At 73.3% G+C, this 18,583-nt stretch carries 14 protein-coding genes; 11 read left to right on the forward strand and 3 right to left on the reverse strand.

Going from position 1 to position 18,583, the window contains the following annotated elements; translation table 11 throughout:
* Positions 1 to 116: 116 nt before the first annotated feature.
* The 5 genes from ACIRFL_RS06700 to nudC all read left to right on the forward strand — a co-directional run bounded on the left by ACIRFL_RS06700 (position 117) and on the right by nudC (position 10,649).
* Entirely contained in the window at positions 117 to 506 is a 390-nt protein-coding gene (locus tag ACIRFL_RS06700) for an MGMT family protein (protein WP_404024649.1), read from the forward strand.
* A 254-nt stretch (positions 507 to 760) separates the two neighbouring features.
* Entirely contained in the window at positions 761 to 4,201 is a 3,441-nt protein-coding gene (locus ACIRFL_RS06705) for an ATP-dependent helicase (RefSeq protein ID WP_404024652.1), read from the forward strand.
* A 404-nt stretch (positions 4,202 to 4,605) separates the two neighbouring features.
* Positions 4,606 to 8,139, forward strand: coding sequence for a UvrD-helicase domain-containing protein (locus tag ACIRFL_RS06710; protein WP_404024654.1), 3,534 nt, complete (start codon positions 4,606 to 4,608; stop codon positions 8,137 to 8,139).
* Between the two features lie 10 nt (positions 8,140 to 8,149).
* Positions 8,150 to 9,553 (forward strand): dipeptidase, encoded by a 1,404-nt coding sequence (locus ACIRFL_RS06715; protein ID WP_404024657.1) that lies wholly within the window; start codon positions 8,150 to 8,152, stop codon positions 9,551 to 9,553.
* A 151-nt stretch (positions 9,554 to 9,704) separates the two neighbouring features.
* On the forward strand, positions 9,705 to 10,649 hold the full coding sequence (gene nudC / locus ACIRFL_RS06720; protein ID WP_404024661.1) for an NAD(+) diphosphatase: 945 nt from the start codon (positions 9,705 to 9,707) through the stop codon (positions 10,647 to 10,649).
* 75 nt (positions 10,650 to 10,724) lie between these two features.
* Here the strand turns inward: nudC and ACIRFL_RS06725 are convergent, their stop codons facing one another.
* Positions 10,725 to 10,967 carry a mycoredoxin gene (locus ACIRFL_RS06725; protein WP_404024664.1) on the reverse strand — a complete coding sequence of 81 codons (243 nt, stop codon included), beginning with the start codon at positions 10,965 to 10,967 and terminating at the stop codon, positions 10,725 to 10,727.
* Between the two features lie 252 nt (positions 10,968 to 11,219).
* Between ACIRFL_RS06725 and ACIRFL_RS06730 the strand changes: the two genes are divergently transcribed.
* The 5 genes from ACIRFL_RS06730 (at position 11,220) to ACIRFL_RS06750 (ending at position 15,121) form a co-directional block, all read left to right on the forward strand.
* A complete protein-coding gene (locus ACIRFL_RS06730) occupies positions 11,220 to 13,415 on the forward strand; it encodes an ATP-dependent DNA helicase UvrD2 (protein WP_404024667.1) in 2,196 nt (731 codons plus the stop codon).
* A gap of 164 nt (positions 13,416 to 13,579) precedes the next feature.
* Entirely contained in the window at positions 13,580 to 13,918 is a 339-nt protein-coding gene (locus ACIRFL_RS06735; protein WP_404024669.1) for a hypothetical protein, read from the forward strand.
* Between the two features lie 174 nt (positions 13,919 to 14,092).
* On the forward strand, positions 14,093 to 14,461 hold the full coding sequence (locus ACIRFL_RS06740; protein WP_404024671.1) for a WhiB family transcriptional regulator: 369 nt from the start codon (positions 14,093 to 14,095) through the stop codon (positions 14,459 to 14,461).
* Positions 14,458 to 14,781 (forward strand): hypothetical protein, encoded by a 324-nt coding sequence (locus ACIRFL_RS06745; protein ID WP_404024674.1) that lies wholly within the window; start codon positions 14,458 to 14,460, stop codon positions 14,779 to 14,781. The genes ACIRFL_RS06740 and ACIRFL_RS06745 overlap by 4 nt, the downstream gene beginning before the upstream one ends.
* A gap of 130 nt (positions 14,782 to 14,911) precedes the next feature.
* Positions 14,912 to 15,121 carry a hypothetical protein gene (locus ACIRFL_RS06750; RefSeq protein WP_404024676.1) on the forward strand — a complete coding sequence of 70 codons (210 nt, stop codon included), beginning with the start codon at positions 14,912 to 14,914 and terminating at the stop codon, positions 15,119 to 15,121.
* A gap of 6 nt (positions 15,122 to 15,127) precedes the next feature.
* Here the strand turns inward: ACIRFL_RS06750 and ACIRFL_RS06755 are convergent, their stop codons facing one another.
* Both ACIRFL_RS06755 and ACIRFL_RS06760 read right to left on the reverse strand, forming a co-directional pair.
* Complete coding sequence (locus tag ACIRFL_RS06755; protein ID WP_404024678.1) at positions 15,128 to 16,498, reverse strand: ABC1 kinase family protein; 1,371 nt, start codon at positions 16,496 to 16,498, stop codon at positions 15,128 to 15,130.
* On the reverse strand, positions 16,491 to 17,705 hold the full coding sequence (locus ACIRFL_RS06760; protein ID WP_404024681.1) for a TOMM precursor leader peptide-binding protein: 1,215 nt from the start codon (positions 17,703 to 17,705) through the stop codon (positions 16,491 to 16,493). Before ACIRFL_RS06760 ends, ACIRFL_RS06755 begins: the two co-directional genes overlap by 8 nt.
* A gap of 276 nt (positions 17,706 to 17,981) precedes the next feature.
* Here ACIRFL_RS06760 and ACIRFL_RS06765 point away from each other — a divergent pair, with 276 nt between their 5' ends.
* Positions 17,982 to 18,578, forward strand: a complete 597-nt coding sequence (locus ACIRFL_RS06765; protein ID WP_404024683.1) for a M48 family metallopeptidase — start codon at positions 17,982 to 17,984, stop codon at positions 18,576 to 18,578.
* The last annotated feature ends 5 nt before the right edge of the window (positions 18,579 to 18,583 follow it).

Genomic DNA, 18,583 nt, shown 5'->3' on the forward strand with positions numbered 1-18,583 from the left:
TCATCAGGGTGCAAATGCGGGGGCGCACAGTGTGCCGGAAACGCCGCCGCAGGGCGAGGGGCGGGCATCACGCCGCTCGCGCCGCGTTGTCGGTGGGGTGGGGCAGGATGGGGCGAATGAGCGAGCAGAGCCGTCCTGAGGAGGCGGGCGCGCGGGGGCACGCGGACGCGCTGCCGGAGTATGCCGAGCGTGTCCTCGACGTCGCCGAACGGATCCCGCCGGGGCGGGTCTTGACGTATGGGGACGTCGCCGAGTGGCTGGAGGAGGGCGGCCCGCGCCAGGTCGGCAGGGTGATGGCCCTCTACGGGGGAGCCGTGGCGTGGTGGCGCGTCGTGCGGGCCGACGGGGCGCTGCTCCCGGGCCACGAACTGCGCGCGCTCGGCCACTACCGCGCGGAGGGCACACCGCTGAAGGAGGCGGGCAGGGCCGCCGAGGGCCACCTGCCGCGGCTCGACATGAGACGGGCCCGGTGGGACGGCGGCGAGAGCGCACAGGGTCACATCTGACAGCTTCCGCCATCGAGGGCCCTTTGGGGGAACCCATGGCCCGTTCGGGGGACACGGGGGACTTCCGTGACATGACGTACGTTCGTGGGTTGTGGGGCTCATGCGCCAAGGGAGGCACGTGAGAAGAAGCGGAAGCCCTGCTTCCGTGCCTCGCGTCGGCGTAGCGTCGGCGGCGCGTGTCCCCCTCACCCCGCGGCCACCGCCTTGCACGCGGGGCAGCCAGACGAGTACGAGCACCAGGACCGGCGAACCACGTGAGCTCCTTCTCCACCACCAGACACCTGCCGCACCAAGAAGTGCGGCAGGGGAGCCGTGGCGCCTACCGACTGGTCCGCACCCCGCCGGCCGAGCCGGATCCCCTTCGTCTGGACGCCGCCCAGCGCGCGGTGGTTGACCACCGGTCGGGACCCCTGCTGGTTCTCGCGGGTCCCGGCACCGGCAAGACCACCATGCTGGTGGAGTCGGTGGCCGCGCGGATCGCCCGCGGCGCGGACCCCGAGCGGATCCTGGTGCTGACCTTCAGCCGCAGGGCCGCGCTCGAACTGCGCGACCGCATGGCCCGGCGGGTGGGCGCGGCCCGCGCACCCCGCGCGACCACGTTCCACTCGTACGCCTACGCCCTGGTCCGCGCCCACCAGGACAGCGACCTGTTCGTGCAGCCGCTGCGGCTGCTCTCCGGTCCCGAGCAGGACGTGACCGTGCGCGAGCTGCTGGCGGGCCAGCCGGACCTGGAACGGCTCGGCCTCGCCCATGTGCGCTGGCCGGACGAACTGCGCGCCTGCCTGACCACCCGGGGCTTCGCCGACGAGGTCCGAGCCGTCCTCGCCCGCAGCCGGGAGCTGGGCCTCGGCCCGGCCGCCCTGGACGCCTTCGCGCGGCGCATCGGCCGCCCCGACTGGCGGGCCGCCGCGGCCTTCCTCGCCGAATACCTCGACGTGCTCGACCTGCAGGGCGTCCTCGACTACGCGGAACTCGTCCACCGCGCGGTGCTGCTGGCCGACCGGCCCGAGGCCGCCGCCCGCCTCGCGGCCCGGTACGACGCCGTGTACGTCGACGAGTACCAGGACACCGACCCGGCCCAGGTGCGCCTGCTGCACGCCCTCGCCGGCGGCGGCCGCACCCTGGTCGCCTTCGGCGACCCCGACCAGTCGATCTACGCGTTCCGGGGCGCCGACGTCAACGGCATCCTGGACTTCCCGGCGGCCTTCCCGCGCGGGGACGGCCGCCCGGCCCCCGTCGAGGTGCTGCGGACCTCGCGCCGCCTGGGGGCCGGCCTGCTGGCCGCCACCCGGCTGCTGACCCAGCGCATGCCCCTGACCCGCCTCCCGGCCGACAGGGTGCGCGCCCACCGCGAACTCGCCCCGGTGCGCGACACCGGCCGCGTCGAGGTCTGTACGTACCCCACGGCCGGCGCCGAGCTGGACAACATCGCCGACATCCTGCGCAGGGCACACCTGGAGGACGGCGTGCCCTGGAACGAGATGGCGGTCCTGGTGCGTGCCGGGTCCCGCACCATCCCCACCGTCCGCCGGGCCCTCACCTCGGCCGGCGTGCCCCTCGACATCGACGGCGACGACCTGCCGCTGCGCCATGAACCGGCGGTCGCACCGCTGCTGACGGCGCTCAGGGCGGTGGCCACGGCAGAGGCGGCGCGGCCGGCCGAAGAAGGCGCACGGCAGGACGGGGAGCGCCGTGGCGGCGAGATCCCCGACGAGGTGCCCGGGGAGGAGCCCCGCGTGGGGGCCTCCGGAGAGCGGGCCCTTGCGGAGCGGCACTCCGGGGCCGCCGCCGAGCCCGCCGGGCAGGACACCTCCTGGCTCGACACCGAGACCGCGCTGACCCTGCTCGTCTCACCGCTCGCCGGCATGGACGCCGCCGATCTGCGCCGGCTCGGCCGTGCCCTGCGCGAGGAGGAGAGGGCGGCGGGCAACCCGCTGCCGCCGCCCTCGGACGTGCTGCTCGCGCGGGCGCTCGCCGAGCCCGAACGGCTGGTCGCGCACGACCCGGCGTACGCCCGGGGAGCCCAGCGCCTCGGCGCGCTGCTGAGAAAGGCCCGACAGCGCCTCGCGAGCGGCGGCACCGCCGAGGAGGCGCTGTGGGACCTGTGGGAGAGCACGCCCTGGCCCGGCCGACTGGCACGGACCGCACGGCGCGGCGGAGCGGCCGGCCGCAATGCCGACCGCGACCTCGACGCCGTGTGCGCCCTGTTCGCGACCGCCGCGCGCGCCGAGGAGCGCACCGGTGGGCGCGGCGCCCTGAACTTCCTGGAGGAGATCGAAGCCGAGGACATCGCCGCGGACACGCTCGCCGGCCGCTCCGTGCGCCCCGACGCCGTCCGGCTGATGACCGCCCACCGCGCCAAGGGCCTGGAGTGGCGCCTGGTCGTCGTGGCCGGCGTCCAGGAGGGCCTGTGGCCGGACCTGCGCCGCCGCGGCTCCCTCCTGGAGGCCGACCGCATCGGCCGCGACGGGCTCGCCGAACCCCTCACACCCGGGGCGCTGCTCGCCGAGGAGCGCCGCCTGTTCTACGTGGCCGCCACACGCGCGCGTGAACGTCTCGTCGTGACCGCAGTGAAGGCACCCGCGGACGACGGCGACCAGCCCTCCCGGTTCCTCACCGAGCTGGGCGTCGAGCCGCAGGACGTCACAGGTCGCCCGCGCCGTCCCCTGTCGGTGGCCGCGCTGGTCGCCGAGTTGCGCGCCACCACGGTCGACCCGCGCGCGTCCGCCGCCCTGCGCGAGGCCGCCGCCCGCCGACTGGCCCGGCTCGCCGCGCTCGGCGACGAGGAAGGCCGCCCCCTCGTCCCGTCGGCGCACCCGGAACGCTGGTGGGGCATGCACGAGCCGACCGCGAGCAGGGTGCCGCTGCGCGACCGCGGCCAGCCCGTCGTGCTCTCCGGCAGCGCCCTCGACCAGCTCGCCAACACCTGCGCCCTCCAGTGGTTCCTCGGCCGCGAGGTGAAGGCCGACGCACCCGCCACCACCGCCCAGGGCTTCGGCAACGTCGTGCACGTCCTCGCCGACGAGGTCGCCTCCGGACGCACCCCCGCCGACCTCGACGTGCTGATGGAGCGCCTGGAGTCGGTGTGGAACGCGCTCGCCTTCGACGCGCCCTGGAAGTCGGCGCAGGAGAAGGAGAACGCGCGCGTGGCACTCGAACGCTTCCTGACGTGGCACGTCGACTCCAACGGCGCCCGCGCGGGCCGCAAGCCGGTGACCAGCGAGCACGACTTCGACGTCAGCCTCGAAGCGGGTGACTACGAGGTGCGCATCCGAGGCCAGATGGACCGCGTGGAGACGGACGGCGAGGGACGTGCGTACGTGGTCGACTTCAAGACGGGCAAACAGGCGCCCAGCACCGCGGAGGTGGCCCGCCAACCCCAGCTGGCCGTCTACCAGCTGGCCGTCCGCGAGGGCGCCGTGGACGACGCCTTCGACGGGACGCGCCCGGAACCCGGTGGCGCCGAACTCGTCCATCTGCGGCAGGGCGCGCCCAAGCGGGACGGCGGCGACAGCCTGCCCAAGGTGCAGGCCCAGGACCCCCCGGAGGGCGAGTGGGTCGGCGAACTGCTCGCCACCGCCGCGGGCAAGGTTCTCGACGAGCGGTTCTCGCCGACCACGGGACAGCACTGCGCCCACTGCGCGTTCCGGGCGTCGTGCAGCGCACGGCCGGAAGGGCGGCACGTGGTCGAGTGACCCGCGCCGCCGCCGCGCCGTTCCGTGACGACCACCGCTGCGACCGTCCCCACCAGCCGTGCCGACCGCGGCGCGCGTGCCGGCCGCGGCGCCCGTGCCGGCCCACGGTGTCCGTGCCGGCTCACGGTGTCCGTGGCGCCCGTGCCGACCTTGTGCCGCCGGTGCCGACCTGTGCGCCCGTGCCGGCCTGTGGCGCCCGTGTCGGCCTGTTGCAACAGGACCGGTCCGCGCCCCGTCCGGCCCGGCCGCCCGGTCCGCCCGGCCGGAGCCATGAGAACAGGTCCCGGCGGCCGGACAGAACAGCCGGAGGACAGCCCAGCAGGGCGTCAGTCAGTGCCCGAGCCACGACTACCGGAACCTGAGTATCAGCATCAATGTCAGTGCCCGCCGATAACCTCTGCGACATGCCCGCCCGTATCACCGATCCCCAGCAGCTCAAGGAGCTGCTGGGCATCCCGTTCACCCCGGAGCAGACGGCCTGCATCACCGCGCCGTCCGCCCCGCAGGTGATCGTGGCCGGGGCCGGGTCGGGCAAGACCACGGTCATGGCGGCCCGGGTGGTCTGGCTCGTGGGCACCGGCCAGGTCGCCCCCGAACAGGTCCTCGGCCTGACCTTCACCAACAAGGCCGCCGGGGAACTCGCCGAGCGCGTCCGCAAGGCGCTCGTCAAGGCCGGCGTCACCGACCCCGACACCATCGACCCGGACAACCCGCCGGGGGAGCCGGTCATCTCCACGTACCACGCCTTCGCGGGCCGCCTGCTGACCGACCACGGCCTGCGCATCGGCCTGGAACCGGCATCCCGGCTGCTCGCCGACGCCACCCGCTACCAGCTCGCCGCACGCGTGCTGCGCGAGGCCCCCGGCCCCTACCCGGCACTCACCCGCTCCTTCGCCGACCTGGTCAGCGACCTGCTCGCGCTCGACGCCGAACTCGCCGAACACCTCGTACGCCCCGAGGACCTGCGCGCCTGGGACGCCGGCCTGCTGCACACCCTGGAGGGCGCCAGACTCACCAACGCCGACCTGCGCAAGGTCCCCGAGACGGCCGCGGCACGCCGCGAACTCGCCGAGCTGGTGCTGCGCTACCGGGCCGCGAAACGCGACCGCGACCTGCTCGACTTCGGCGACCAGATCGCCCTGTCCGCCGCCCTCGCCCAGATCCCCGACGTCGGCCGCGCGCTGCGCGAGGAGTTCCGGGTGGTGCTCCTCGACGAGTACCAGGACACCTCCGTCGCCCAGCGCGTCCTGCTGGCCGGTCTGTTCGGCGGCGGCACTGGCCACCCCGTGACCGCCGTCGGCGACCCCTGCCAGGCGATCTACGGCTGGCGCGGCGCCTCCGTCGCGAACCTGGACGACTTTCCCGAGCACTTCGCACACGCCGACGGCCGCCCCGCCACCCGCCAGGCGCTCAGCGAGAACCGCCGCAGCGGCGGCCGTCTCCTCGACCTCGCCAACGGCCTCGCCGAGCCCCTGCGCGCACTGCACGCGGGCGTGGAGGCCCTGCGCCCGGCCCCCGGAGCCGAGCGCGACGGCACGGTCCGCTGTGCCCTGTTGCGCACCCACGCCGAGGAGATCGCGTGGATCGCCGACTCCGTCGCACACCTCGTGCTCACCGGGACGGCGCCCGGCGAGATCGCCGTTCTGTGCCGTACGGCGACCGACTTCGCGGAGATCCAGGGCGCGCTCGTCGCCCGCGACATTCCCGTCGAGGTGGTCGGCCTGTCCGGGCTGCTGCACCTGCCCGAGGTCGCCGACCTCGTCGCCGTATGCGAAGTTCTCCAGGACCCCGGCGCCAACGCCTCCCTGGTCCGCCTGCTGACCGGCCCACGCTGGCGCATCGGCGCCCGCGACCTCGCCCTGCTGGGGCGGCGCGCCCGCCTTCTCGTGTCCCACGCGCGCGTGGGCGCCGACGACGACCCCGACCGCAGGCTCGCCGAGGCCGTCGAGGGGGTCGACCCGTCCGAGGTGATATCGCTCGCGGACGCCCTCGACACGTTCCTGGAATCCCCCATGGACGCGGACGGCGCCGACGACGGGCTGCCCTTCTCCACGGACGCGCGCGTGCGCTTCGCCCGCCTCGCCGCCGAACTGCGGGATCTGCGGCGCTCCCTGTCCGACCCGCTGATGGACGTCCTGCACCGGGTCCTCGCCGTCACCGGCCTCGAAGTGGAACTGTCCGCCTCCCCGCACGCCCTGGCGGCCCGCCGCCGCGAGACCCTGTCGAACTTCCTGGACGTCGCCGCCTCCTTCGCCGCCAACGAGAGCGAGGCCACCCTGCTCGCCTTCCTGGGCTTCCTGCGCACCGCGGCCCAGTACGAGAAGGGCCTCGACAACGCCCTGCCCGGAGGCGAGAACACCGTCAAGGTGCTCACCGCCCACAAGTCCAAGGGCCTGGAATGGGACGTCGTCGCCGTCCCCGGCCTGGTCACCGGAACCTTCCCCAGCGCCCAGGGCCGGGAGAAGTGGACCTCCCAGGCCAAGGTGCTGCCGCACGCGCTGCGCGGCGACGCCGACACCCTGCCCGACATCGCCGCCTGGGACGCGCGCGGCATGAAGGACTTCCACGAGGCCGTGAAGGACCACCAGCACACCGAGGAGCTTCGCCTCGGCTACGTCACCTTCACCCGCCCCCGCTCCCTGCTCCTCGGCTCCGGTCACTGGTGGGGCCCCGCCCAGAAGAAGCCCCGCGGCCCCTCCGACTTCCTGCGCGCGTTGCACGACCACTGCGCCGCCGGGCACGGCGAGATCGAGGCGTGGGCGGACGAACCCGAGGAGGGCGAGGAGAACCCGGCCCTGCACGAGGCGACCGCCGACCGGGCCTGGCCGCTGCCCCTGGACGCCGACGCCCTGGCCCGCCGCCGCGCCGCCGCCCAGACGGTCCTCGCCCACCTGGACGGCCTCACCTCACCCGTGGACGCCCCTCCGGCGGCCGTCCACGACCCGCACACGCACGAGGACCCGGACTGGCCCCCGCCGCCCGACGACGACGCACCACTCGACGCCGAGCCCCCCTACACCCCTCGTGACACCCCTCATGAGGACGAGTCGCGGTTCGCTCCGTACGAGGACGAGCCACCGTTCACGGAGGATCCGGCCGACTGGGACGCGTGGGCCACCGACCGGCCGACGCTCCCGCACCAGGCGGGCGCACCCGCCCCGCCGACGCCCGCACGCCCCGACCCCGCGCAGCCCGGCGCCACCCCGCTGACCCCCGAGGAAGCCCGCACCGTCGCCTCCTGGGACCGCGACCTCGACGCGCTCACCGGAGAGCTGCTGCGCGCCAGGGAGACCGTGACGGACGTCCTCCTGCCGGCCACGCTGACCGCGACCCAGTTGCTGCGCCTCGCCGCCGACCCCGACGGGCTCGCACAGGAACTCGCACGCCCCATGCCGCGCCCCCCGCAACCGGCCGCGCGTCGAGGCACCCGGTTCCACGCCTGGGTAGAGGCCCGTTACGAAGCGTTGACGCTGCCGATGCTGGAACCGGAGGAGCTGCCCGGCAGCGAGGCCGAGATCGCCGACGAACGCGACCTCGAAGCCCTCAAAGAGGCGTTCGAACGCACCGAGTACGCCCACCGCACGCCCTACCGCGTCGAGGTCCCCGTCCAGCTCGCCCTCGCCGGACGCCTCGTGCGCGGCCGGATCGACGCCGTCTACAAGCACGGCGACGGCGCCACGGCCACGTACGAGATCGTCGACTGGAAGACCGGGCACGGGCACAGCGCCGACCCGCTCCAGCTCGCGGTGTACCGGATCGCCTGGGCCGAGCAGCAGGGCGTACCGCCCGAATCCGTCACCGCCGCCTTCCTCCACGTACGCAGCGGCGAGGTCGAACGACCGGACGGCCTGCCGGACCGGGCGACGCTCGAACGACTGCTCACCGGGGAGGCCCGGTGTGACGAACCGCCCGATCAGGAAGCCGGCGCGGGCCGATAGGCTCGATGGCATGAGCCAGACCCCGGACAGCGCCGTCCGCGCGTACATCGAGCAGCACCGCGCCGCCTTCCTCGACGACCTCGCCGCATGGCTGCGCATCCCCTCCGTGTCGGCCCAGCCCGACCACGCGCCCGACGTACGACGCAGCGCCGACTGGCTCGCCGCCGCGCTCACAACGACCGGCTTCCCGACCACCGAGGTCTGGGAGACCCCGGGCGCCCCGGCCGTCTTCGCCGAGTGGCCCGCCGACGACCCCGGGGCACCCACGGTCCTCGTCTACGGCCACCACGACGTCCAGCCCGCCGCCCGCGAGGACGGCTGGGACAGCGACCCCTTCGCACCCGTCGTACGGGACGGCAGGCTGTACGCGCGCGGGGCCGCCGACGACAAGGGTCAGGTGTTCTTCCACACACTCGGCGTCCGCGCGCACCTCGCCGCCACCGGCCGCACCGCCCCCGCCGTCCACCTCAAGCTGCTCATCGAGGGCGAGGAGGAATCCGGCTCCCCGCACTTCCGGGCCCTGGTCGAGGAGAACGCCGGACGGCTCGCCGCCGACGCCGTGATCGTCTCCGACACCGGCATGTGGTCCGCGGACACCCCCACCGTCTGCACCGGCATGCGCGGCCTCGCCGAGTGCGAGATCCAGCTGTACGGCCCCGACCAGGACATCCACTCCGGCTCCTTCGGCGGCGCCGTGCCCAACCCGGCCACCGCCGCAGCCCGCCTCGTCGCCGCCCTGCACGACGAGCACGCGCGCGTGGCGATCCCCGGCTTCTACGACGGCATCGTCCACCTCACCGACCGCGAGCGCGAACTCTTCGCCGAACTGCCCTTCGACGAGGAGCAGTGGCTGCGCACCGCCAAGTCGTACGCCGCCCACGGCGAGGCCGGACACACCACCCTGGAACGCATCTGGGCCCGCCCCACCGCCGAGGTCAACGGGATCGGCGGCGGCTACCAGGGCCCCGGCAGCAAGACGATCATCCCGGCTTCGGCGATGGTGAAGCTCTCCTTCCGGATGGTCGCTGGCCAGGACCCCGACCACATCGAGAAGGCCGTCCGCGCCTGGGCCGCCGACCAGGTGCCCGCCGGGATCCGCTGCGAGATCGACTTCGGTGCCGCCACCCGCCCGTGCCTGACCCCGCTGGACCACCCCGCCCTGCAGTCCGTGGTCCGCGCCATGGGCCGCGCCTTCGGCAAACCCGTCCGCTTCACCCGCGAGGGCGGCTCCGGACCGGCCGCCGACCTCCAGGAGGTCCTTGGCGCCCCGGTCCTGTTCCTGGGCATCTCCGTACCCTCCGACGGCTGGCACGCCCCGAACGAGAAGGTCGAGCTCGACCTGCTGCTCAAAGGCGTCGAGGCCGGCGCCCACCTGTGGGACGACCTCGCGCGGAACTGGCGCCATGCGCCCTGATCCGGCGCCGCGCGGAGCCGCACCGCCCGCGCGGCACACTGGAAGGACCGCCCTGCCCGCCCCGCACCCGCCCGACCCGGTTCCCTCCCGCCCCAGATCCCGCTGACCGCCGCCGAACCCGACCGTTCCACCGGGGGAGTTGGAAGCACCCGTGACCACCTGGACCGACCAGACCGCCGACCGACCCATCTCGCTCACCGCACCCAGTGGCATCGACCGCGCCGCCCACCACCGGCTCGACGAGGCCTGGCTCGCGGCGGCGTGGAGCCACCCCACGACCCGCTGCTTCGTGGTCTCCGGCGGCCAGGTCCTCATCGACGAGACGGCGGACGGCCGTACCGAGCTCGTCATGACCCCGTCCTTCGAGGCCCCCCTCACCGAGGCGCACCGCTACTTCCTGGGCACCGACGAGGACGGCGTCAGCTACTTCGCCCTCCAGAAGGACTCCCTGCCCGGCCGCATCGACCAGTCCGCCCGCCCGGCCGGGCTGCGGGAGGCCGGCCTGCTCCTGTCACCGCGTGACGCCGGCCTGATGGTGCACGCGGTCGGCCTGGAGAACTGGCAGCGCACCCACCGCTTCTGCTCCCGCTGCGGGGAGCGCACGGTCATCGCGGCCGCCGGTCACATCCGCCGCTGCCCGGCCTGCGGCGCCGAGCACTACCCGCGCACCGACCCCGCCGTGATCATGGCGGTCACCGACGACGAGGACCGCATTCTGCTCGGCCGCCAGGTCCACTGGCCCGAGGGCCGCTTCTCGACGCTCGCCGGCTTCGTCGAACCCGGCGAGTCCATCGAGCAGTCGGTGCGCCGCGAGGTCTTCGAGGAGGCCGGCATCACCGTCGGCCGGGTCGAGTACGTCGCCAGCCAGCCCTGGCCGTTCCCGTCCAGCCTCATGCTGGGCTTCATGGCCCACGCCACCACGACCGACATCGAGGTCGACGGCGACGAGATCCACGAGGCCCGCTGGTTCTCCAGGGACGAGCTGCGGGCCGCCTTCGAGTCCGGCGAGGTACAGCCGCCGTACGGGATCTCCATCGCCGCCCGCCTCATCGAACTCTGGTACGGCAAGCCGCTGCCGACCCGCAGCTTCGTCTGAGGACCGGCGGCCGGCGAACGGCGAAGGGGTGGCGGTCCCGCCGGGACCGCCACCCCTTCCGCACGAGCGGAACGCTCAGACGCCGATCTTCTGCTTCACCTGCGCCAGCGACGGGTTCGTCAGCGTCGAACCGTCGGCGAAGAGCACGGTCGGCACCGTCTGGTTGCCGTTGTTCGCCTTCTCCACGAACGCGGCCGACTCGGGGTCCTGCTCGATGTTGATCTCGGTGTACGCGATGCCTTCCCGGTCCATCTGGCTCTTCAGCCGACGGCAGTATCCGCACCACGTCGTGCTGTACATCGTCACAGTGCCCTGCATCTCGCTCGCGCTCCTCTGGCAGCTCGGGGAAGGTCGTCCTGTGGGGGAACGTACGTCACCGGCCCGCCATTCCCGCCGGGGGTATACGGCGGCCGGGCGCGAGGCCCACCGTCCGCGCGAGGCGCCCGCGGCACCCCGACGCACCGCACGCCTGACGTATTGGACCGCACGCTAGACGCGTTAGTACGACTGCAAGGGGCTCCCTGTGGACAACCGTCACAGCCGTCCCGGGCGACCTGGCAGCATGGCCGTGTGACAGCAGCAACGCACTCCACCCTCTTCCCGCAGGTACCGGACTCGGCCGACGCGGTGCTCGAAGGGCTCGACCCCGAGCAGCGCGAGGTGGCCACCGCCCTGCACGGCCCGGTGTGCGTGCTGGCCGGGGCCGGCACGGGCAAGACACGGGCGATCACCCATCGCATCGCCTACGGGGTGCGTGCGGGCATCCTTCAGCCGTCCAGCGTGCTCGCCGTCACCTTCACCAACCGCGCCGCCGGCGAGATGCGCGGCCGGCTGCGCCAGCTCGGCGCGCAGGGAGTCCAGGCCCGCACCTTCCACTCCGCCGCGCTCCGTCAGCTCCAGTACTTCTGGCCGAAAGCGGTCGGCGGTGGAATGCCCCGGCTGGTCGACCGCAAGATCCAGCTCGTCGCGGACGCGGCCGCCGCCTGCCGCATCCGCCTCGACCGCGGCGAGCTGCGCGACGTCACCGCCGAGATCGAGTGGTCCAAGGTCACCCAGACCGTCCCCGCCGACTATCCGCTAGCCGCCGTGAAGGCCGGCCGCGAGACCCCCCGCGACGCGGCCGAGGTCGCCCAGCTCTACTCCGTGTACGAGGACCTCAAACGCAGCCGCTCGGTCATCGACTTCGAGGACGTCCTGCTGCTGACGGTCGCGATCCTCCAGGACCGGCACGACATCGCCGAGCAGGTCCGCGCCCAGTACCAGCACTTCGTCGTCGACGAGTACCAGGACGTCAGCCCCCTCCAGCAGCGGCTGCTGGAGCTGTGGCTCGGTGACCGGGACAGCCTGTGCGTCGTCGGGGACGCCAGCCAGACGATCTACTCCTTCACCGGCGCGACCCCCGATCACCTGCTCGACTTCCGCATCCGCCACCCCGGCGCCACCGTCGTCAAACTGGTCCGCGACTACCGCTCCACCCCCCAGGTGGTCCACCTCGCCAACGGGCTGCTCGCCCAGGCCCGCGGGCGGGCCGCCGACCACCGCCTTGAGCTGGTCTCTCAGCGCGCCGCGGGCCCCGAGCCCGTCTACGCCGAGTACGCGGACGAGCCCGCCGAGGCCGAGGGCGCCGCCCGCCGCATCCGCGAACTCATCGACGCCGGAGTCCCGGCCGCCGAGATCGCGATCCTGTTCCGCACGAACTCCCAGTCCGAGACCTACGAGCAGGCCCTCGCCGACGCCGGGGTGCCCTACCAGTTGCGCGGCACCGAGCGGTTCTTCGACCGCCCCGAGGTGCGCAAGGCGGGCATCGCCCTGCGCGGCGCGGCCCGCTTCGGCGGCAACGACGCGCTACTGGACGACGCCGTGGACCTGCCCTCGCAGGTGCGCGCGGTGCTGTCGGGGGAGGGCTGGAGCCCCGAGCCCCCGGCCGGCTCGGGGGCGGTCCGGGAGCGCTGGGAATCACTGGCGGCGCTGGTCGGTCTGGCACAGGACTTCGCCGCCGCCAGAGCCGGCGCCACACTGGGCGACTTCGTGGCGGAACTCGACGAACGGGCGAACGCCCAGCACGCCCCCACCGTCCAGGGCGTCACCCTCGCCTCGCTGCATTCGGCCAAGGGCCTGGAGTGGGACGTCGTCTTCCTGGTCGGTGTCGCCGAGGGCATGGTGCCGATCAGCTACGCGAAGACCGACGAACAGATCGAGGAGGAACGCCGGCTGCTGTATGTCGGTGTGACCCGGGCCCGGGAGCGGCTGCATGTCTCCTGGTCCCTCGCCCGGTCCCCGGGCGGCCGGCCGAGCCGCCGGCCGAGCCGCTTCCTCGACGGACTGCGCCCCGGTTCCACGGCCACGGTCGGGCGGGCGGCGGGTGGTGCCGCGGGCGGCATCGAACGGGGCCGGCCGGCGAACGGCACGGCGGCGCCCCGGCGTACCCAGCGCACCCCGGCCCGGTGCCGGGTCTGCGGCCGTACGCTCACCGACGCCGGTGAGATGAAACTGATGCGCTGTGACGACTGCCCCTCCGACATGGACGAGGGAATCTACGAGCGGCTGCGTGAGTGGCGGGCGGAGCAGGCGCTGCGTTCGGGCCAGCCGGACTTCTGTGTGTTCACCGACAAGACGCTGATGGCGATCGCCGAGTCCGTGCCCGAGGACTATCCCGAGCTGTCCCGGATCCCCGGCGTCCCGGCCCGCAAGCTCAAGCTCTACGGGGCCGCCGTTCTGGCCATCTGCGCAGGCGGGAGCGGTGCGGGAGACGGCGAGGGCGACTGATGCGAACTCGTCGGAAAAATAGTTTGCGCATCGCCCGGCGATCCCCATAGGTTCTAGACACGGAAACAGCGGCCTTCTCGGAGGCACTGATTCCGTGTTCTACTTGCATATCCGATGGGACCGGCTCACCCCGGTCCCCGAGACGCCGAGAGGAGGCGAGTCCAGTGATCAGCATCAACATCAGCACCAGCACCCGCGCCGGTTCCCTGAACGCGGCCAAACTGCGCGATCGCGCGACCGTCTCCCTGTGCATGCTCGGCGCCTCGAACACGGGCACCGGTCTGTCCGGCATTCGTGCCGTGCGTCCGGCGTCCTCCGTGTCTCTCGCGGGTCTTCCCGTGCGTGAGCGCGATGAGCGACCGATCGAGGCACTGGAAGCAGTAGTGGCACAGGCGCGCGCCTATGCCTTTGCGGCGGCCGGTGCCGGAGTCCGGAAGCAGACGACGCAGCACCACCTGATGTGGGCCTTCCGTGGGCCAAAACCCTGGAGTGATCCAGCCTGATCGCCGATCAGGCCGGCGCCTTCAGGGCCGCGGAACCCCATCCGGGATCCGCGGCCCTTCTGTTTTCCCCGAACGGGGACGACGGAGCGAAGGGGCCTCGGGACAAGAAAAGAACCCGGTACCAAGCCGACACCCGGTCAACAGACCGGACCGACCAGACGAGGAAGACGAACCGTGCAACTCGAAGCGCACGCCCCGTCCGTACCGCCTTCCGACACGATCCCCCCGCCCGTCCCCACGGAGGACTCCACCTTGACCCCGCTCACCCCGCTCACCGCGCTCGACGACGCCATCGAGAACCTCGGCGTGCCCGTCCCCTGCCGTTCCTACGACCCGGAGGTCTTCTTCGCGGAGTCGCCGGCGGACGTCGAGTACGCCAAGTCCCTCTGCCGGACCTGCCCGCTGGTCGAGGCCTGCCTCGCCGGCGCCAAGGAACGGCGTGAGCCCTGGGGCGTCTGGGGTGGCGAGCTGTTCGTCCAGGGGGTTGTCGTCGCCCGGAAGCGGCCGCGTGGCCGCCCGCGCAAGAACCCGGTCACAGCATGAACATCCCAGGAACCATCGACCGCCCCCTCACGCACGACCCCAAGAAGCAGGCCCCGATGAAGCCGTCCACCAGCGAGCCCGCAGGCTCCGCGACCCCAGACTTCACCACCACCGGCGCGATCGACTCGCGTCAGAACAGGACCCGAGAGATGCAACTCATCCCAGAAGCCCTGGCTCGTGCGCATATGCACGACCGGCTGCAGGAGGCCGAAAGGGAGCGCGAGGCGGTACGCCTGGCGACCGCCCGCCGGATGCAGCGCCGGGCCGAGCGCGCGTCGAGGCGTGCCCGCCGTGCGCTCGCCATGGCCCTCATGCAGTAGCCGATCACCGGAAGCGGTGGCCCCCGGCCTCGGGGGCGAAACCTTCCCGCGGGGGCCGGTCCGTCCGAACGGATCGGCCCCCGCGGTGCGTTGTCGGGCCGAACCCGGGCCGCGGAGTTATCGTCGCCGAGTGACGATTCCTTCCGCAGACGGTGACCACGACGGCCCCACCGCGCCACGCCCCCTCGTGTGCGCCCGCTGCCGCACCCCCTCCGCGGTCCTCCGGCCCGCGACCTGGGCCTGTTCCGTGGAGAACGGTGTCCGTCAGTACTTCTGCGACGGCTGCTCCAGGGAGAATCTCAGGGCGATCGAGGGGCGGCTGGACTCGGCCTGGTGGTGAGGCGGCTCACGCCTGCGCCGCCGGTTTCTGCGCGGTCAGGTCCTCCTCCTCGGGGAGGAATCCCGGAAGCCACTCCAGTTCCTCCCGCAGCCGCACCGTCGCGCCCAGTTGGCACAGGACGCCTATGGTGCTCAGGGTCACCCGGTGGATCAGCAGGTAGGCCGGGGGCAGGTTGAGCTGCTTGCCCAGCTGGTAGGCGGGGGAGCGGGGGTCGGCGATACGGGCGGCCTGGCTGCGCATCCAGGAGCGGGTGAAGGTGAACTCGTCCACCCGGGCCGGCTCGATGATCGGCAGGAGGTAGTCGAGAACGGCGTCGGGGTCCAGTTCTATGGAGTCCTTGACGAAGCCCTCGGCGCGAAGCATCTCGTAGACCGCGACGGCCTCGCCGTCCAGAGTCATCCGCAGGGCGTCGCCGATCGGTGACGGCAGGCCGCCGGGGAGGCGGTCGACGGTGCCGAAGTCCAGGACGCCGAGGCGCCAGTCGCCCTCGCCCTCCGGCTCGCCGGGCAGCAGCCGGAAGTTGCCCGGGTGCGGATCGGCGTGCAGGAGGCCGGTGCGGGCCGGACCCGAGAACAGGAAGCGGGCCAGGAGCTGGCCGGCCCGGTCGCGCTGTTCCTGCGTGCCGCCGGTGATCACCTCCGAGAGCGGGATCCCGTCGATCCACTCGGTGACCAGTACCTGCTCGCACTGGTGCACCACGGCAGGCACCAGCACGTCGGGGTCGTCCGCGAACTCCTCGGCGTGCTCCTGCTGGGCCTGGGCCTCCAGGCCGTAGTCCAGTTCCTCGGAGACCCGGTCCCGCAGCTCGGCGATCAGCGGTTTGACGTCCATGCCGGGGATGAGCGGCCCCAACAAACGGGCGAAACGGCTCAATTGCCCCAGATCGGAAAGCAGTGCCTCGCCGGCCCCCGGGTACTGCACCTTGACCGCCACCTCGCGGCCGTCGTGCCACACCGCCCGGTGCACCTGGCCGATCGACGCCGCCGCGGCCGGCTTGTCCTCGAACTCCAGGAACAGCTCCCGCCAGTCCGTCCCGAGCCGTTCCTCCAGCACCGAGTGCACGGTGCGGGTGGGCATCGGGGGCGCCGCCTCCTGGAGCCTGGTCAGGGCCGCGCGGTAGGGGCCCGCGACCTCCTCGGGCAGCGCCGACTCGAAGACCGACAGGGCCTGCCCGAACTTCATCGCACCGCCCTTCAGCTCGCCGAGGACCTTGAACAACTGCTCGGCCGTGCGCTGTTGCAGTTCGCGGCCGACGATGTCCGCGGACTCGCCCACGATCCGCTTGCCCAGGCCCCAGGTCGCCCGGCCGGCGAAGCCGAGCGGGAGCGCGGCGAGCTTGGCGGTCCGGGTGACCGCCTTCCGGGGAAGATCAGACATGCGCCCTCCAAGTCCCAGCCGGCCGCGAAGCGTCCGTGGTGCGTCGTCGTTGCGTCGACGGCCGTTGCACACCCATTGTCTCGTGCGGCCGCCCGTCCGTGGAGGTGTGTTTCTCCTTACCTCTGCCCGCGGCCCCGCACGGGCACGCGGGATGGGGCGGGACTGGTCGTGCCTGCCACCGCAGGCCCGGCAGCGCGGCCTCCCAGCGCGCACCCGTGCTCGACGGCGAACCCCCGTCGAGGAAGGCGAGTGCGTGCGCGGCGGCCAGCCCGGCGGCCGTGGCCGCCAGCGTCAGGTCACAGGGGCTCACCGGGCGGGCCCGCCCGGAGCGCCACTGTGCGACCAGGCGGGGCCAGACCGGGTCCCGGTCCGCCCGGTCCCGGTGCAGACAGCCGGCGCAGCCCGTCTCACCCGGCAGTACGAGGGGCCCGACGACCGCGGTTGCTTCCACGACGCCGCAGTGCAGATGAGGTGTCCCGGATGCCAGGAGGGGGTCGACGGCGCCCGGATCGGGGGCGTGCACGGCGACATCGTCCCGTGGCGCGAGGATCACCAGGCAGTGGCCGGGCTCGTCGGCCGGGGGCGGCCAGGCGCGGGCGCGGCGGCGCGGGCGGTCCGGTGCCGCCCGGTGCACGGCCTGCCGCGCGGCCTCGTCCCTGCGCTCGCCGACCGACTCGGCGGGCAGCCCGCCCGGGGCGACGTCCCATGGCTCGACCTGGCCGCCGTCGCGTACGTCGACCTCGCCGACTCCGGCGCCCGACAGCAGTGAGGCCAGTACGGCGCCGACCCGGCCCGCGCCCCTGACCTGCACGCGCAGGGCGCGGCGGGCCGCCAGCCGGTCGATCGCCTCGCCCGGCGCGGAGGTGGTCAGGGACAGCGAGGCCAGATCGGGGCGCAGCCGGTCGAGGGTCTTCTTGTGCTCGCGCAGGGCGGCGCCCGCGGGGCCGCCGCCGCGCGCGTCGTCGAGCAGTCCGGCCCCGGCCAGCCCGCGGATCACGGCGTCGACATGGCCGTCCGGCAGGTCCATCCGGTGCCCCTCGTCGCGCAGGAGAGGCAGTCCCCGGGTGCCGTTGAGCAGTTCCAGGAAGCTGCCCGTCGCCGTGTCGATCGGGCCGAGCGTCAGCGCGTGCGCCGGTGTCATGCCGAACTGCACGGTGTTGAGGTCGCGCCAGCCGCGCCGGAACGCGGGCTTCGTCATCGGATGCATAGCTGTCCCCCGTCATTCGCTGCCATTCCCCGTACTTCACCGTAATCCTCCGTGACTCGCGGGAAACAGAAGCAATTCACGGCATATCGGTGATAGTCGACGGAATCGGTCACGCTCCGCCGACGAGTGCCAGCATGCCCCGCCCGGCGAACCGGCGCCGGAAGTTGTCCACAGGCAGTGGATATTCGTCGTACAAATCAAACGCATGGTGGGGGAACGGCACTGAACCGTTCAGGACCCGGGACTTCCCCAGGGCCCAGCGGGTAACGTCGGGGCGTGCCCGCCGACCCATCGCACCGCGCCGGAAAGCCACAGCGCAGCACGACGAGCCAGCCGCCGACCGGCTCGGGGACGAGCGCGATCGAGGTCCGCAGAAGCGCCCGGCGACGCCGGACGGTCTCCGCGTACCGCGAGGGCGATCGCACCGTCGTGCTGATCCCCGCTCGGATGTCCGAGGCGGAGGAGCAGCGCTGGGTGACCGTCATGCTCGACAAACTGGCCGCCCAGGAGAGCAAGCGGGTGCTGGGCGACGCGGAACTGGCCGAGCGCGCCCGGCGGCTGTCGGAGCAGTACTTCGACGGCCGGGCCCGGCCCGCCTCCGTGCGCTGGGTCACCAACCAGAACACACGCTGGGGTTCGTGCACCCCCGCCGAGGGCAGCATCCGGCTCTCGCACCGGCTGCAGGGCATGCCCGAGTACGTGATCGACTACGTGCTCTGCCACGAACTCGCACATCTGCTGGTGCCTGGACACGGGCCGCGGTTCTGGCGGCTGCTGGAGCCCTACCCGCGGACCGAGCGGGCGCGCGGCTACCTCGAAGGGGTCGCCGCCGCGGAGCGGCTGCCCCATGCGCCGGACCCGCACGAGGAGTGATCCCT

The organism is Streptomyces sp. NPDC102462, assembly GCF_044765425.1.
Taxonomy (GTDB): Bacteria; Actinomycetota; Actinomycetes; order Streptomycetales; family Streptomycetaceae; genus Streptomyces.

What these genes read in the sequence shown, in the direction of transcription:
- ACIRFL_RS06760 (WP_404024681.1), bottom strand. Translation starts at nt 17,705, where the DNA reads ATGCATCCGATGACGAAGCCCGCGTTCCGGCGCGGCTGGCGCGACCTC.
- ACIRFL_RS06745 (WP_404024674.1), top strand. Translation starts at nt 14,458, where the DNA reads ATGAACATCCCAGGAACCATCGACCGCCCCCTCACGCACGACCCCAAG.
- ACIRFL_RS06755 (WP_404024678.1), bottom strand. Translation starts at nt 16,498, where the DNA reads ATGTCTGATCTTCCCCGGAAGGCGGTCACCCGGACCGCCAAGCTCGCC.
- ACIRFL_RS06725 (WP_404024664.1), bottom strand. Translation starts at nt 10,967, where the DNA reads ATGCAGGGCACTGTGACGATGTACAGCACGACGTGGTGCGGATACTGC.
- ACIRFL_RS06715 (WP_404024657.1), top strand. Translation starts at nt 8,150, where the DNA reads ATGAGCCAGACCCCGGACAGCGCCGTCCGCGCGTACATCGAGCAGCAC.
- ACIRFL_RS06700 (WP_404024649.1), top strand. Translation starts at nt 117, where the DNA reads ATGAGCGAGCAGAGCCGTCCTGAGGAGGCGGGCGCGCGGGGGCACGCG.
- ACIRFL_RS06710 (WP_404024654.1), top strand. Translation starts at nt 4,606, where the DNA reads ATGCCCGCCCGTATCACCGATCCCCAGCAGCTCAAGGAGCTGCTGGGC.